Origin of the sequence: Pseudomonas putida, assembly GCF_001976065.1 — a bacterium.
Taxonomy (GTDB): domain Bacteria; phylum Pseudomonadota; class Gammaproteobacteria; order Pseudomonadales; family Pseudomonadaceae; genus Aquipseudomonas; species Aquipseudomonas serbica.
Genome location: NZ_MNAH01000010.1, coordinates 1 through 13,246 on the forward strand (window position 1 = coordinate 1; position 13,246 = coordinate 13,246).

A 13,246-nucleotide genomic window follows, 5' to 3' on the forward strand; every position below is an offset into this window, starting at 1 on the left:
ATCCTCAACGCCAACTACATCGCCCGTCGCCTGGAAGAGCACTACCCGGTGCTGTACACCGGCAGCAACGGCCTGGTCGCGCACGAATGCATCCTCGACCTGCGCCCGCTCAAGGACAGCAGCGGCATCAGCGTCGATGACGTCGCCAAGCGCCTGATCGACTTCGGCTTCCACGCCCCGACCATGTCCTTCCCGGTGGCCGGCACCTTGATGATCGAGCCGACCGAAAGCGAATCCAAGGAAGAACTGGACCGCTTCTGCGACGCCATGATCCGCATCCGCGAAGAGATCCGCGCGGTGGAAAACGGCACGCTGGACAAGGACGACAACCCGCTGAAAAACGCCCCGCACACCGCGGCGGAATTGGTTGGCGAGTGGTCGCATCCGTACAGCCGCGAGCAGGCGGTGTATCCGCTGGACACCTTGATCGACAGCAAATACTGGCCGCCCGTCGGCCGCGTCGACAACGTGTTTGGCGACCGCAACCTGATCTGCGCGTGCCCCTCCATCGCCGACTACCAAGACGCATAACCCTTGCGCGTAACCCTTGTAGGAGCTGGCTTGCCAGCGAAGCTTTTGGCGGCCTTGATGGCCCCTTCGCTGGCAAGCCAGCTCCTACAAGGTGTGCGTTCCCCATTTCGAGAACAACAAAGGACCTTCACCATGTTCAGCAAGCACGACCAGATCAAAGGCTACGACGACCAACTGCTGGCGGCGATGAACGCCGAGGATGCGCGGCAGGAACACCACATCGAGCTGATCGCCTCGGAGAACTACACCAGCCAACGGGTGATGGAGGCGCAAGGCAGCGGCCTGACCAACAAGTACGCCGAAGGCTATCCGGGCAAACGCTATTACGGCGGCTGCGAACACGTCGACGTGGTCGAACAACTGGCCATCGACCGCGCCAAACAATTGTTCGGCGCCGACTACGCCAACGTCCAGCCACACTCCGGCAGCCAGGCCAACGCCGCGGTTTACCTGGCGTTGCTGCAGGCTGGCGACACCGTGCTGGGCATGAGCCTGGCCCACGGCGGTCACCTGACCCACGGCGCCAAGGTGAGTTTTTCCGGCAAGCTCTACAACGCCGTGCAATACGGCATCGACACCGCGACCGGGTTGATCGACTACGACGAGGTCGAACGCCTCGCCGTCGAACACCAGCCGAAGATGATCATCGCCGGTTTCTCGGCTTACTCGAAGACCCTGGACTTCCCGCGCTTTCGCGAGATCGCCGACAAGGTTGGCGCCTACCTGTTCGTCGACATGGCCCACGTCGCCGGGCTGGTGGCCACCGGTTTGTACCCGAACCCGCTGCCCTACGCCGACGTGGTCACCACCACGACCCACAAGACCCTGCGCGGCCCACGCGGTGGGCTGATCCTGGCCAAGGCTAATCCCGAGCTGGAGAAAAAGCTCAACGCCGCCGTGTTCCCCGGTGGCCAGGGCGGCCCGCTGATGCACGTGATCGCGGCCAAGGCCGTGTGCTTCAAGGAAGCGCTGGAGCCGGCGTTCAAGACGTATCAGGCGCAGGTGATCCGCAACGCCCAGGCGATGGCGCAGGTGTTTATCGAACGCGGTTATGACGTGGTGTCCGGTGGCACCGACAACCACCTGTTCCTGGTCAGCCTGATCCGCCAGGGCCTGACCGGCAAGGACGCCGACGCCGCCCTCGGCCGTGCCGGCATCACCGTGAACAAAAACGCCGTGCCCAACGATCCGCAGTCGCCTTTCGTGACCTCGGGCCTGCGCATCGGCACCCCGGCGATTACCAGCCGCGGGTTCAAGGAAGCCCAGAGCATCGAGCTGGCCGGCTGGATCTGCGACATCCTCGATCATCTTGGCGATGCCGATGTCGAGGCCCAGGTCGCGCGGCAGGCGGCGGCGATGTGCAGCGATTTCCCGGTGTACCGCGACTAAGCACACCGCAGTAACCCTGTAGGAGCTGGCTTGCCAGCGAAAGCGGTCGAACGATCAACATCTATGTTGAATGTGCCGCCTTCGCTGGCAAGCCAGCTCCTACAGGTCCGTTTTTGTCTGACAGTCCCTGGGAAAACCTATGAACAAAGTGCAAGTCGGCACCAAACTGCGCGGTGCGGAAAAGGTCGCGCGGATTCCGGTCAAGATCATCCCCACCGACGAATTCCCGCGCAAACCCGACTGGATCCGGGTGCGCATGCCGACCTCCCCCGAGGTCGACCGGATCAAGCAATTGCTACGCAAACACAAGCTGCACAGTGTCTGCGAAGAGGCCTCGTGCCCGAACTTGGGCGAGTGTTTCTCCGCAGGCACCGCGACCTTCATGATCATGGGTGACATCTGCACCCGTCGCTGCCCGTTCTGCGATGTCGGCCACGGGCGGCCGAAGCCGCTGGACATCGACGAACCGAGCAACCTCGCCGTGGCCATCGCCGAGCTGCGCCTCAAGTATGTGGTGATCACCTCGGTGGATCGCGACGATTTGCGCGACGGTGGCGCCCAGCATTTCGTCGACTGCCTGCGCGAGATCCGCAAGCTGTCGCCGGGCATTCAGCTGGAAACGCTGGTGCCGGACTATCGCGGACGGATGGACGTCGCCCTGGCGATTACCGCCCTCGAGCCGCCCGATGTGTTCAACCACAACCTGGAAACCGTGCCGCGCCTGTACAAGGCCGCGCGGCCGGGCTCAGATTTCGAGTGGTCGCTGGACCTGCTGCAAAACTTCAAGCGCCAGGTACCGCACGTCCCCACCAAATCCGGGCTGATGCTGGGCCTGGGCGAAACCGACGAAGAAGTGATCGAGGTCATGCAGCGCCTGCGCGAGCACGATGTCGACATGCTCACCCTCGGCCAGTACCTGCAACCGTCGCGCAGCCACTTGCCGGTCCAGCGCTTTGTCCACCCGGATGTGTTTGCATGGTTCGCCGAGGAAGGCGCCCGGATGGGCTTCAAGAACGTGGCGTCAGGGCCGCTGGTGCGCTCGTCTTATCATGCCGATCAACAACTTCATGGAGGTACCGCCGGTTTCAAGCCATGATGAAGTGACTTCTCTTGCACTTGCGCAGGCCCGGCCCTATGACATTTGCCGTTCGAACATTGCTCCCATTCCTCAGTCTTGCCCTGTCGGCGGTCGCCAGCGCCGAGCCCAGGCCCGAACACATGGTGTATTTGCGTACCATCGCTCCGGGCATCGAACAAGACATCCGCTACGCCAGCGCCCACAACTTCACCGGGCACCCGCTCGACGGTTACGAAGCCGCCGAGTGCCTGTTGTCCCGGGAGGCCGCGGAGGCCCTCGGCCGGGTGCAAACGGCGCTGCAAGCGCAAGGCTATGGCTTGAAGGTGTTCGATTGCTATCGCCCCAGCCGCGCGGTCGCGGACATGGGCCGCTTCGCCACGGAACCGGGCGACCCGCGCAAGGCCGAATTCTATCCACGGGTGGAGAAACAGGACTTCTGGCGCCTGGGCTATGTGGCACGGGTGTCCAATCATTCCAGGGGCGGCACCGTCGACCTCAGCATGACGGGGCCGGGCGCCCTGCCCCCAGACACCTGGACGCCCTCAGCCGCGCCTGTCGATTGCACGGCGCCTTACGATCAGCGTTGGCATGACGGCGCGGTCGACATGGGCACCGGTTTTGATTGCTTCGATGAGCGCGCCCATACCGATTCGACGTCGATCAACACAACGGCCATGGAAAATCGCCAACGGCTGACCCGCGCCATGGAGCAGGAGGGGTTCAGCGGTTACTCCGCCGAGTGGTGGCACTTCACTTATACCCGCGATGCGTCGTTGAAGACCGTCATGAACTTCCCCATCACCCCGCTGGCACCATGAACCGTCTTTGCACGATCTGCGTCGGGTTAATCCTGCTGCCCTGTGCCGCGCTGGCGCAAGGGCTCGACGGCAGTGCTCAATTGATTGTGGTCACCAGCAAGAACTGGGACGACATCAAGGGCATTGCCCAGCGCTATGAACGGCACGGCAGCACCTTCGAAAAAGTCGAAGCGCCGTTTGCGGTCGTCCTCGGCAAACACGGCATGGGCTGGGGCAAGGGACTGCTCGACACTCGGCAATTTCAAGGGCCGGTGAAACAGGAAGGCGATGGAAAGGCCCCAGCCGGCATCTTCAAACTGGGCAGCGCTTTTGGCTACGACGCTTCAGCGGCCACTCGCCTGCCCTACCTCGCATTGACCACGACCATCGAATGCGTGGATGACAGCCAGTCCACTCGTTACAACGAACTGGTCGACGGCTCCGTGGTGGCGAAAGACTGGGACAGCTCAGAACGCATGCGCCGCAGTGATGACTTGTATCGCCAGGGCATTTTTATCCAGCACAACACCCCGGCATCCCCCGGCGCCGGCTCGTGCATTTTCTTCCATATCTGGCGTGGCCCCACGGCACCGACCCGGGGTTGCACCGCCATGGACCCGGCGGATATCGCTCGCCTGTTCAGCTGGCTGGACCCGCGCCAGTCTCCGCTACTGGTGCAGTTGCCCGAGGCGCAATACGAGCAGTTGCGCGAGCGCTGGGGCCTGCCATCGCGCTGACCCGCAGCGGGCGCCTGGCCAGGCGGATCTTGCCCAGCGTGTCGACAAAGGGGGTGATGATCAGGCTGTAGAGACTCAGGTAACGGCCATGATCCGCTTCGCCGGTGCCAAAGCGAATGGCCTCAGGTTGCGCATGGGTGACGTAGAGCGTGCCGAACATCCAGTCCCAGAGTGACAGGTTGACTCCGAAGTTCTTGTTGAAGTGCCGCGGTGCGTCGCTGTGGTGAACCTGGTGCTGCGCCGGGCTGTTCAGCACGTGTTCGACCCGCGGCCCGAAGGACAGCCAGACATGGCTGTGGCGTAGATTGGCTGCCAGGGCGTTGAGGATGAACACCATGTAGGTCACGCCGAACAGCGTGTAACGGCTGATCTCCCCGCCGCAGGCGTACCAGAAGACTCCGGCAAAGGCGCTGATGAATATCAGGTCGATCAACCGCTCGACCACCTTCTCGAGGAAATGCACCCGGCTCGCCGTCGCCGGCACCAGCACCGTCGCCGAATGATGGACTTTGTGAAACGCCCACAGGTAGCGCGAGTGGTAAGCACGGTGGGCCCAGTAATGGATGAAGTCCTGCAGCAGGAATACGCCCAATCCATACAGCAGGGACAGCGCCAGGTGCTCCTCGACCTGCACCCGTGCGCCCCACAATCGAGTGAAGAAGCGGATGTAGTCACCGGAACGCAGCACGTACGGATCGACCAGGCCAACGATGGGCACCACCAGCAGGACTTTGAGAATCGCGCGCACAAAGTAGTAGCGGTAATCGAGCAGCGCCGACGGATGAAAGTGCACGCGGTTGCCGCCGATGAACGTCCAGAAGGTGGGTGCGTCGGTCAGGCCGCGGGATCTGCGCCAACGGAACAACCCGTAGGCCGCGGCGTAGGAGGTGAAAAGAAAGGCCACGCAGAGACGACCATTGAGGTCGAAGAGTCCCAGGAACCGCTTGCTGACAGGCGCAACCAGCCACGTGTAGAGGTACAGGTCGATCGCTGCGAGAACATCCATGAAAGGCTGCCCCCTGCTGAAGTAGAGCGTTGTGTGTCGGTTGGAAAGAATGCTTTGCGCGGGAGCACGGCTTGACCGGCCCCCGTTATTGCGGATGTATCTTATTCAGGTATTGGGATTTCGGCAACCGGCATAACGCCTGCCGACGTCCGTGTCCGCAGGGGGGAGATGCGGTGGGTCAGAAATGGATGGCCTTGGCCGGGACCACGTCGATTCGGGCAACGGAACCGGTCAGGTGCGCCAGGTCCTTGTTGTGCTCGGCAATGATGTCTTCGGCGCTGAGGTTGCCGTTGTCGACCGTGGAGTGGGCGTCCGCCGCCAGCACCACGTCGTAGCCCAGTTTCAGTGCCTGGCGCACGGTGGCGTTGACGCAATAATCGGTTTGCAGCCCGCAGATGACCAGGCGCTCGAAGTCATCGATCGGCAACAGCTTCTGCAGGTTGGTCTGGTAGAACGAATCCGGGGTGGTCTTGCGTACGCGCGCATCCTTTGGTGACGTTTCCAGCCCTTCGGCCAGCTGCCAGCCCGCCGCTTCATGGGCAAAGGGGCTGCCCGTTTCTTCGTGCTGGATGAATACCACCGGCACGCCGGCCTTTCGCGCCCGGGCCGAAAGATCGTTGATGGTGGTGATGACACGCGAGATCTGAAAACACTCGTACTCGCCTGCGCACAAGGCTTGCTGTACATCGATGATCAGCAGTGCAGTGGTCATGGTTCCGTCCTTGAAGAAGTCAGTGGATCAGGGACGAACATAAGTCCGTCCCCCTCTAAACACAAGCCTCAGTAACCCAGCGACAACCCGGTGTTACGCCGCGGATCATTGGCCCCGTAGAAGCGGTTCTTGCCCACCGGCTTGCCCTCCAGCGACGGCGCGCCCACCAGGATCGCCGCCAGGTGGTTGGCATCCTGGGGACCGGCAAACTTGTGGCCCCAGCTTTCGAGGATCTTCACCGTGTCCGGGCTGGTGGTGAAGGCTTCCAGGTTGGTTTCCTCCGGCAGCCATTGCTGATGGAAACGCGGCGCATCCACCGCTTCCTGGATGTTCATGCCGTAGTCGATGACGTTGAGCATGGTCAGCAAGGTCGCGGTGATGATACGGCTGCCGCCGGGCGTGCCGACCACCATCACTACCTTGCCGTCCTTGGTGACGATGGTCGGGCTCATGGACGACAGCGGCGCCTTGCCAGGGGCGATGGCGTTGGCCTCACCCTGCACCAGGCCGTACATATTGGGCACGCCGATTTTCGAAGTGAAGTCGTCCATTTCGTCGTTGAGGATGACCCCCGTCTTGCTCGCCATGACCCCGGCGCCGAACCAATCATTGAGGGTGTAGGTCACCGACACTGCGTTGCCCCATTTGTCGACGATGGAGTAATGGGTAGTGTTGCTGCCTTCATGGGGCGCTACGCCAGGCTTGAGGTCCTTGGACACCCCGGCCTTCTGCGGACTGATCGCTTCGCGCAGCTTGGTCGCGTAGTTCTTGTCGAGCAAATGCGCGATCGGATTTTTCACGAAGTCCGGGTCGCCCAGGTAGCTGTTGCGGTCCACATAGGCGTGGCGCATCGCTTCGATCTGGTAATGCATGCCCTGGGCGGAGTGGTAGCCCAGGTCCTTCATCGGATAGCCTTCGAGGATGTTCATGATCTGGCAGATCACCACGCCGCCGGAGCTCGGTGGCGGTGCCGAGACCACGTGGTAGCCGCGATAATCGCACTCGATGGGCGCCAGTTCGCGGGTCTTGTACTTGTCGAGGTCGGCCTGGGTGATGATGCCCTTGTTGGCCTGGCTGGAGGTGACGATGGCGTCGGCCACCCAGCCTTTGTAGAAGCCGTCGGCGCCTTTCTCGGAGATTTCCCGCAGGGTCTTGCCGAGGTCTTTCTGCACCAGTTTCTGCCCGACCTGCATCGGCTCGCCATTACTCAGGAAGATCGCGCCGGAATCCTTGATGTCCTTCTTGAACACGTCGGTGGCGTACTCCAGCAACTCGACGTCACCCTGCTCCAGCACGAAACCGTCCTCGGCGAGCTTGATGGCCGGGGCGATCACTTCCTTGCGCGGTTTGGTGCCATATTTTGAAAGCGCCAGTTCCATGCCGGACACAGTGCCCGGCACGCCAACGGCCAGGTGACCGCGGGTACTCAAGTCGGGGACGACGTTGCCCGCCTTGTCCAGGTACATGTCGGCGGTGGCGGCCAGTGGGGCTTTTTCCCGGAAGTCGAGGAACGTCTTGCGCCCATCGGCCAGCTGGATGGTCATGAAACCGCCGCCACCCAGGTTACCCGCCGCGGGATACACCACCGCCAGCGCATAACCCACCGCCACAGCGGCGTCGACCGCGTTGCCACCGTTCTTCAGTACATCCACACCCACATGGCTGGCCAGGTGCTGGGCGGTGACCACCATGCCGTTTTCGGCGGCAACCGGAGCGACAGAGGCCGCATGGGCCATCAGGCAGCTGAGCGCCAATGAGGTCGCAATCAGCGATTTGGCAAAAGGTTCGTACTTCATGAGTCGGTCTCTTTTTGTTATTAAACAGGGGGAAACGCTTCAAAAGCCGTAGGCAAGTATGGTCGCGATTGCGTATTGCGCCTCCCCGGCAAGGCAGTATCCTTAACGCCTGTTCAACAATTCGGCGATGCGTGCAGCATGACCTACACCTGTATCACCCTGGCATCACCGGTCGGCGAGTTGAAGCTGGTGGCGAAAGGTTCACGCCTGGCGGCCATCCTCTGGGAAAACGACAAACCGGGCCGAGTGCGCCTGGGGCCGATGAGCGAAGCACCGGACAACGAGGTCCTGCAACGCACCGCGCAACAGCTGGGCGAATACTTCGCTGGCACCCGCCAGACTTTCGAACTCGAGCTTGATTTTGCCGGGACGGAATTTCAGAAGAAGGTCTGGATGGCCTTGCTGACCATTCCCTTCGGCGAAACCCGCAGCTACAGCCAGATCGCCGCGCAGATCGGCAACCCGAGCGCGGTGCGGGCGGTGGGTGCGGCGAATGGCAGGAACCCGATTTCGATCGTCGCGCCCTGTCATCGTGTGATTGGCGCGTCGGGGCAATTGACCGGTTTTGCCGGGGGACTTGAAGCGAAGCAGACGTTGCTCAGCCTGGAAAGCCAAACACCACGCCTGCCCGGCTTTTGATTTGCAGGGGTAACCTCACGCAAGCTGCGCCTGGTATTCCTTCTCGTACTGCCCCGCCAGCGACTCTTTCTGCTTCTCGTCAAGCAACTTGCCGGCCATCTGGAAGAACTTCTGCTCTTCTTCCTCAAGATGGTGATGGACCTTCTCCGACAGCTTCTTCGCGGTCGCCAGCCAGGACGGACTGGACATCTCGGTGCCGTCCAGTTCTTCCATCATTTCATCCATCTCGTGGTGCTCGGCGATCGCGTGGCGGCTGAGATCAACGCCGTTGTCGAACTCCATCAACGGGATGTAGAAATGCCGCTCTTCAGCGGTTTCGTGTGCCTGCAGTTCTGACTTGAGCTGCTTGTACGCCTCGACACGCTCAGGGGTGTCGCCGCTGGTGCGGATCAGGGCTTTGGCGTAGGTACGCTGGCGCTCGTGGCTTTCGCGCAAGGCTTCGAAAATATTCACGGAATGTCCTCATCGGTCGCACTCTGGAATGGCGCGTCACAACAAATGACATCTGCGCGCTGGCGAGGGTTCCACTCGTTGCGGGTGATGGAACAATGGCGGTGACCACGATAGGCTGCCGACTCACTGCCATAAGGATATAGCCATGAACCTTCGAATAGAGTTTTCGCCCACCCCCACGGAAGAAGAGCGCCAGGCCATCCTGCTGCCGCTGCGCGCCTACAACGCCTCGAAGGCCGACGGCGCGGTACCCGAGCACATCGCCCTGCTGGTGCGCGACGAAAACGATGCGATCCTCGGCGGCCTTTATGCCCGGTTGTTTTACCAGTGGATGTTCATCGACCTGCTGTCGGTACCGGAACAGGCCCGGGGACAGGGTATGGGCACGAAACTGATGCGGATGGCCGAAGAACTGGCGCGGGAGAGAAAGTGCATCGGGCTGTGGCTCGACACCTTTGAATTCCAGGCGCCGGAGTTCTACAAAAAATGCGGCTATAGCGAGATCGGGCACATTGCCGATTACCCGCCGGGGTACAAGCATTTCTTCTTCCAGAAACGCCTGAGCTACTGATCCCCCCCATCCTCCTGATTTACACCGAACCAGTGTGGGAGCGGGCTTGCTCGCGAAGACGGTGGCACAGTCAACATCAATGTTGAATGCAATACCGCTTTCGCGAGCAAGCCCGCTCCCACATTGGGTACTGCATCGACCTTAAAGACAGGTAGCCAGCGCCGCCAACCGCCGTTTGGCGACAAAGTCATCCTGCTGCGCGTAGTAACTCAACACGGTGCCCGAGGCATCGGTGGTCACGTCGACAAAAGACTCCGCCGAGCGGGTGTACACGGTGGTGCTGCCCTTCTCACCCGGCTCCAGGTACGCGGCGGCATCGACACCGAACACCGCTTCGTCCTGCCAGGAGAACTGCACGCACTGGGCGACGTCCTTGGCCGGTTTGTCCGAGTTCAGGGTCTTGTACGGGGCCTTGGTCCGAGCATCGTTCATCGCCGAGCTCGCGCATCCCGCCAGCAAGGTAACGGCCAGCGCCACCATCAGAATTCGCATTGCATTCACTCATGAGGAAAAAGCGGACTGTATCACCGTGGCAGCGCCTGACGTTCTGCTTTACTTCATTTATAACGCGACACCGGGCGACGATTCGCGCACCCTGTCGCGCCAATAGCGCTGTATTGCACCTTTCCCTGGACACCCCATGACACCCAACGCCGAATTCTACAAACCGACCACTGAATATGCCGACAAGCTGATCAGCCAGATCGGTCAGACACCTTCCTGGATCGCCAAGCGAATCGGCGTCACCGACAAGCGGATTCGATACATTCTCGACGGTGAAAGAACCGTCAAGGGCGACACCACGCCGATCCAGATGACCTATACCGAGCAGTTTGCCCTCGAGTGTCTGGCGGCAGCGGCCAAGGCCAGCAAAAAACAGTCTTCGTAATCCGTTCCTAAGGAGCGACCATGGCGGCATCCGAGCAACAACACGAACAGGCCCTGAAGAAGTTTCTCGACGAGCGCCCCGAACTGCGGGTCGAGCTCGACAACCTCAACCCGCTGCTGGCCCAGGCCAAGGGCGAAACCCTCGCGCAGTTTCGCGATGAGCGTTTGCATGAGGCCTTTGAAGCCGAAGCCGAGCGCCAGGGTTTGTTTGCCTGGGAGCTGACGCTGCAACTGACCGCTGCGTCAGATGAGGAATACGAGGTCCAGCGCCTGGAAGTACACCGGGAAGTTGCGGAAATGGCCGGCATGGACTGGTTGGAGTATTGCGATCTATATGGGATAACACCCTGACCACCGCTCAAGGATGTCACCCATGCTGCCTTCCGCCTCAAGGACCCACGCCAGCCCCGGACACTTGCACACGCAGAAATGGCGCGGGCGCATCGGCCTGAGTCTGGTAGCCATGCTCTCGGTGCTGGCCGGCATGACCGATGCAATCGGTTTCATGGCCAGCGGCGATTTCGTCTCGTTCATGAGCGGCAACACCACGCGGATGGCCGTCGCCATCGGTGACGGCGACCTGGGATTGACCCTGCGCCTGGTGATCCTCGTCGCCACCTTCATTATCGGCAACGCGCTGGGCGTTATCGTCGGCCGCCTGACCGGGCGTCGGCCACTGCCCTTGCTGTTGTGCATCGCCGCCTTGCTGTGCACCGCCGCGGCCTGGCCCTACGACTCGCAACTGCCCGCCCTGCTGGCGGCGATCATCGCCATGGGCATGCTCAATGCCGCCGTGGAAGAGGTCAACGGCCTGCCGGTCGGCCTGACCTACGTCACCGGCGCCCTGTCGCGCTTCGGCCGTGGCCTGGGGCGCTGGCTGCTTGGTGAGCGCCGTAACGGCTGGCGCGTGCAACTGATCCCCTGGACCGGCATGTTCGCTGGCGCGGTACTCGGTGCAGTGCTGGAACATCATTTCGGGCTCAAGGCGCTGTTTGCCAGCGGCTTGCTGGCGGCGGCGCTGGGGATTTTGTCGCTGAAGATCCCGCGGCGTTGGCAGTTGGGGTATATGCCCCGTTGATTGTTGTTGCCTGTGCGGGCCCCTTCGCTGGCAAGCCAGCTCCTACAGTAGATCTTTTGTGACCGACGCATTTCCTGTAGGCGCTGGCTTGCCAGCGAAGAGGCCCGCACAGGCGACATCGATTTAGCCCCTGCGCCGATAAAGCTTTATCATGGCCGCAGTTTCGCTGATCGAGTCCGCCATGAAGTTCGCCATCGCCGTATTTTCCGCCGCCCATGCGCCCTCCTCGCGCCGCGCCTTGCTGTTCGCCCAGGCCGCGCTGGCCGGTGGGCATGAGATTGTCCGGCTGTTTTTCTACCAGGATGGCGTTTACAACGCGTCCGCCAGTGTGGTCACGCCCCAGGACGAGCTGGATCTGCCCAAGCAATGGCGCACCTTCGTCAGCGAACACCAACTCGATGGCGTGGTGTGCATCGCCGCCGCCTTGCGCCGTGGGGTGTTGAACGAGGAAGAAGCCAGGCGCTATCAGCGCGAGGCTGTCGCCGTCGGCGCGCCGTGGGCGTTGTCCGGCCTCGGTCAGTTGCACGATGCGGTGCAGGACGCCGACCGCCTGATCTGCTTCGGAGGTGTGTGAGATGTCCAAATCCTTGCTGATCATCAGCCGTCAATCGCCCTGGTCCGGTCCCGGCGCGCGGGAAGCGCTGGACATCGTGCTGGCGGGCGGCGCTTTCGATCTGCCGATCGGCCTGCTGTTTCTCGACGACGGCGTGTTTCAGCTCGCCGCGAAACAGGACGCCAAGACCCTGCAACAGAAAGACCTGAGCGCCAACCTGCAGGCCCTGCCGATGTTCGGCGTCGAAGAACTGTTCGTCTGTGCCGACAGCGCTGCCGAGCGTGGCCTGGAACCTGGCGCCCTGGCGCTTGCGCAAGCCCGCGTGTTGGCCGCCGACGAAATCACTGCGCTCATTGACCGTTACGACCAGGTGATCACCCTCTGATGTCGACTTTGCATGTATTGTCTCATTCCCCGTTCGGCGACGACCGCCTGAACAGCTGCCTGCGGTTGATCGGTGCCAGCGACGCGCTGCTGCTGTCCGGCGACGCGGCCTATGCCCTGCAGCCGGGCACCGCACCTTTCATGGCGCTCCATGCTCGCGGCTTGACCCTCTATGTCCTGGCCGAAGATGCCCAGGCCCGGGCCATCGATGTTCCGGATTGGGCAACGGCTGTCGATTACCCGGTCTTCGTCGAACTGTCGATCCACCACGACAAGGTCAACAGCTGGTTATGAATGTATTGACCGTCGGCGCGCGCGCCATCGAGTTGGACAAAGACGGTTTCCTGGTCGAGCTCAGCGACTGGTCGGCGGACGTCGCCAGTGCCTTGGCCGCTGCCGAAGACATCGAGTTGAGCCCCGAGCACTGGGAAATCCTCGAACTGCTGCGCAGCTTCTACGCCGAATTCCAGCTGTCGCCGGCCACCCGGCCGCTGATCAAGTACACCGCATTGAAACTCGGCCCGGACAAAGGCAACAGCCTGCACCTGAACCGACTCTTCAAAGGCACCCCTGCCAAACTCGCCGCGAAACTGGCGGGCCTGCCCAAACCGACGAATTGCCTATGATCCGGCGC

General features: G+C 61.9%; 18 protein-coding genes and 1 pseudogene. 14 read left to right on the forward strand and 5 right to left on the reverse strand.

From position 1 onward, the window contains the following. From BKX96_RS26485 to BKX96_RS26505, 5 genes and pseudogenes are all read left to right on the forward strand, one after another. Positions 1-531, forward strand: a pseudogene (locus BKX96_RS26485) (glycine dehydrogenase (aminomethyl-transferring)); the annotation flags it as partial. Positions 532-663: 132 nt separating this feature from the next. Continuing rightward, on the forward strand, positions 664-1,920 hold the full coding sequence (gene glyA / locus BKX96_RS26490) for a serine hydroxymethyltransferase (RefSeq protein ID WP_046817199.1): 1,257 nt from the start codon (positions 664-666) through the stop codon (positions 1,918-1,920). A 139-nt stretch (positions 1,921-2,059) separates the two neighbouring features. Beyond that, positions 2,060-3,016 (forward strand): lipoyl synthase, encoded by a 957-nt coding sequence (gene lipA / locus BKX96_RS26495; protein WP_077185877.1) that lies wholly within the window; start codon positions 2,060-2,062, stop codon positions 3,014-3,016. Between the two features lie 38 nt (positions 3,017-3,054). Continuing rightward, positions 3,055-3,816: a M15 family metallopeptidase gene (locus BKX96_RS26500; RefSeq protein WP_077185878.1), complete on the forward strand. Its 762-nt coding sequence runs from the start codon at positions 3,055-3,057 to the stop codon at positions 3,814-3,816. Next, the gene (locus BKX96_RS26505) at positions 3,813-4,532 is read left to right on the forward strand and encodes a L,D-transpeptidase family protein (protein WP_077185879.1); all 720 of its coding nucleotides are present in this window, start codon (positions 3,813-3,815) and stop codon (positions 4,530-4,532) included. The genes BKX96_RS26500 and BKX96_RS26505 overlap by 4 nt, the downstream gene beginning before the upstream one ends. Here BKX96_RS26505 and BKX96_RS26510 read toward each other — a convergent pair. The 3 genes from BKX96_RS26510 to ggt form a co-directional block, all read right to left on the reverse strand. Next, the gene (locus BKX96_RS26510) at positions 4,435-5,538 is read right to left on the reverse strand and encodes a sterol desaturase family protein (RefSeq protein WP_077185880.1); all 1,104 of its coding nucleotides are present in this window, start codon (positions 5,536-5,538) and stop codon (positions 4,435-4,437) included. The genes BKX96_RS26505 and BKX96_RS26510 overlap by 98 nt on opposite strands. Before the next feature lie 178 nt (positions 5,539-5,716). Beyond that, the gene (locus tag BKX96_RS26515) at positions 5,717-6,250 is read right to left on the reverse strand and encodes a cysteine hydrolase family protein (protein ID WP_077185881.1); all 534 of its coding nucleotides are present in this window, start codon (positions 6,248-6,250) and stop codon (positions 5,717-5,719) included. Positions 6,251-6,318: 68 nt separating this feature from the next. Beyond that, the gene (gene ggt, locus BKX96_RS26520) at positions 6,319-8,046 is read right to left on the reverse strand and encodes a gamma-glutamyltransferase (RefSeq protein WP_077185882.1); all 1,728 of its coding nucleotides are present in this window, start codon (positions 8,044-8,046) and stop codon (positions 6,319-6,321) included. 138 nt (positions 8,047-8,184) lie between these two features. Here ggt and BKX96_RS26525 point away from each other — a divergent pair, with 138 nt between their 5' ends. Next, the gene (locus tag BKX96_RS26525; RefSeq protein ID WP_046817192.1) at positions 8,185-8,685 is read left to right on the forward strand and encodes a methylated-DNA--[protein]-cysteine S-methyltransferase; all 501 of its coding nucleotides are present in this window, start codon (positions 8,185-8,187) and stop codon (positions 8,683-8,685) included. A 15-nt stretch (positions 8,686-8,700) separates the two neighbouring features. Here BKX96_RS26525 and BKX96_RS26530 read toward each other — a convergent pair whose 3' ends face one another. Then, positions 8,701-9,138: a hemerythrin domain-containing protein gene (locus tag BKX96_RS26530; protein WP_046817191.1), complete on the reverse strand. Its 438-nt coding sequence runs from the start codon at positions 9,136-9,138 to the stop codon at positions 8,701-8,703. A 145-nt stretch (positions 9,139-9,283) separates the two neighbouring features. On the opposite strand from BKX96_RS26530, the gene BKX96_RS26535 reads away from it, so the two are divergent. After that, positions 9,284-9,709: a GNAT family N-acetyltransferase gene (locus BKX96_RS26535; RefSeq protein ID WP_077185883.1), complete on the forward strand. Its 426-nt coding sequence runs from the start codon at positions 9,284-9,286 to the stop codon at positions 9,707-9,709. Positions 9,710-9,850: 141 nt separating this feature from the next. On the opposite strand, the gene BKX96_RS26540 is transcribed toward BKX96_RS26535, so the two are convergent. Next, on the reverse strand, positions 9,851-10,201 hold the full coding sequence (locus BKX96_RS26540; protein WP_046817189.1) for a hypothetical protein: 351 nt from the start codon (positions 10,199-10,201) through the stop codon (positions 9,851-9,853). 148 nt (positions 10,202-10,349) lie between these two features. Here BKX96_RS26540 and BKX96_RS26550 point away from each other — a divergent pair, with 148 nt between their 5' ends. The 7 genes from BKX96_RS26550 (at position 10,350) to BKX96_RS26580 (ending at position 13,238) form a co-directional block, all read left to right on the forward strand. Next, positions 10,350-10,598: a hypothetical protein gene (locus BKX96_RS26550; protein ID WP_046817188.1), complete on the forward strand. Its 249-nt coding sequence runs from the start codon at positions 10,350-10,352 to the stop codon at positions 10,596-10,598. A 20-nt stretch (positions 10,599-10,618) separates the two neighbouring features. Next, a complete protein-coding gene (locus tag BKX96_RS26555) occupies positions 10,619-10,948 on the forward strand; it encodes a DUF6388 family protein (RefSeq protein WP_077185884.1) in 330 nt (109 codons plus the stop codon). Between the two features lie 22 nt (positions 10,949-10,970). Next, a complete protein-coding gene (locus BKX96_RS26560) occupies positions 10,971-11,675 on the forward strand; it encodes a YoaK family protein (protein WP_046817186.1) in 705 nt (234 codons plus the stop codon). Positions 11,676-11,856: 181 nt separating this feature from the next. After that, complete coding sequence (tusD, locus tag BKX96_RS26565) at positions 11,857-12,249, forward strand: sulfurtransferase complex subunit TusD (protein ID WP_046817202.1); 393 nt, start codon at positions 11,857-11,859, stop codon at positions 12,247-12,249. A gap of 1 nt (position 12,250) precedes the next feature. Further along, the gene (gene tusC, locus BKX96_RS26570; protein WP_077185885.1) at positions 12,251-12,613 is read left to right on the forward strand and encodes a sulfurtransferase complex subunit TusC; all 363 of its coding nucleotides are present in this window, start codon (positions 12,251-12,253) and stop codon (positions 12,611-12,613) included. After that, the gene (tusB, locus tag BKX96_RS26575; RefSeq protein WP_077185886.1) at positions 12,613-12,906 is read left to right on the forward strand and encodes a sulfurtransferase complex subunit TusB; all 294 of its coding nucleotides are present in this window, start codon (positions 12,613-12,615) and stop codon (positions 12,904-12,906) included. Before tusC ends, tusB begins: the two co-directional genes overlap by 1 nt. Next, positions 12,903-13,238, forward strand: a complete 336-nt coding sequence (locus BKX96_RS26580; protein ID WP_077185887.1) for a TusE/DsrC/DsvC family sulfur relay protein — start codon at positions 12,903-12,905, stop codon at positions 13,236-13,238. The genes tusB and BKX96_RS26580 overlap by 4 nt, the downstream gene beginning before the upstream one ends. The last annotated feature ends 8 nt before the right edge of the window (positions 13,239-13,246 follow it).

What these genes read in the sequence shown, in the direction of transcription:
- glyA (WP_046817199.1), top strand. Translation starts at nt 664, where the DNA reads ATGTTCAGCAAGCACGACCAGATCAAAGGCTACGACGACCAACTGCTG.
- lipA (WP_077185877.1), top strand. Translation starts at nt 2,060, where the DNA reads ATGAACAAAGTGCAAGTCGGCACCAAACTGCGCGGTGCGGAAAAGGTC.
- BKX96_RS26500 (WP_077185878.1), top strand. Translation starts at nt 3,055, where the DNA reads ATGACATTTGCCGTTCGAACATTGCTCCCATTCCTCAGTCTTGCCCTG.
- BKX96_RS26505 (WP_077185879.1), top strand. Translation starts at nt 3,813, where the DNA reads ATGAACCGTCTTTGCACGATCTGCGTCGGGTTAATCCTGCTGCCCTGT.
- BKX96_RS26510 (WP_077185880.1), bottom strand. Translation starts at nt 5,538, where the DNA reads ATGGATGTTCTCGCAGCGATCGACCTGTACCTCTACACGTGGCTGGTT.
- BKX96_RS26515 (WP_077185881.1), bottom strand. Translation starts at nt 6,250, where the DNA reads ATGACCACTGCACTGCTGATCATCGATGTACAGCAAGCCTTGTGCGCA.
- ggt (WP_077185882.1), bottom strand. Translation starts at nt 8,046, where the DNA reads ATGAAGTACGAACCTTTTGCCAAATCGCTGATTGCGACCTCATTGGCG.
- BKX96_RS26525 (WP_046817192.1), top strand. Translation starts at nt 8,185, where the DNA reads ATGACCTACACCTGTATCACCCTGGCATCACCGGTCGGCGAGTTGAAG.
- BKX96_RS26535 (WP_077185883.1), top strand. Translation starts at nt 9,284, where the DNA reads ATGAACCTTCGAATAGAGTTTTCGCCCACCCCCACGGAAGAAGAGCGC.
- BKX96_RS26540 (WP_046817189.1), bottom strand. Translation starts at nt 10,201, where the DNA reads ATGCGAATTCTGATGGTGGCGCTGGCCGTTACCTTGCTGGCGGGATGC.
- BKX96_RS26550 (WP_046817188.1), top strand. Translation starts at nt 10,350, where the DNA reads ATGACACCCAACGCCGAATTCTACAAACCGACCACTGAATATGCCGAC.
- BKX96_RS26555 (WP_077185884.1), top strand. Translation starts at nt 10,619, where the DNA reads ATGGCGGCATCCGAGCAACAACACGAACAGGCCCTGAAGAAGTTTCTC.
- BKX96_RS26560 (WP_046817186.1), top strand. Translation starts at nt 10,971, where the DNA reads ATGCTGCCTTCCGCCTCAAGGACCCACGCCAGCCCCGGACACTTGCAC.
- tusD (WP_046817202.1), top strand. Translation starts at nt 11,857, where the DNA reads ATGAAGTTCGCCATCGCCGTATTTTCCGCCGCCCATGCGCCCTCCTCG.
- tusC (WP_077185885.1), top strand. Translation starts at nt 12,251, where the DNA reads ATGTCCAAATCCTTGCTGATCATCAGCCGTCAATCGCCCTGGTCCGGT.
- tusB (WP_077185886.1), top strand. Translation starts at nt 12,613, where the DNA reads ATGTCGACTTTGCATGTATTGTCTCATTCCCCGTTCGGCGACGACCGC.
- BKX96_RS26580 (WP_077185887.1), top strand. Translation starts at nt 12,903, where the DNA reads ATGAATGTATTGACCGTCGGCGCGCGCGCCATCGAGTTGGACAAAGAC.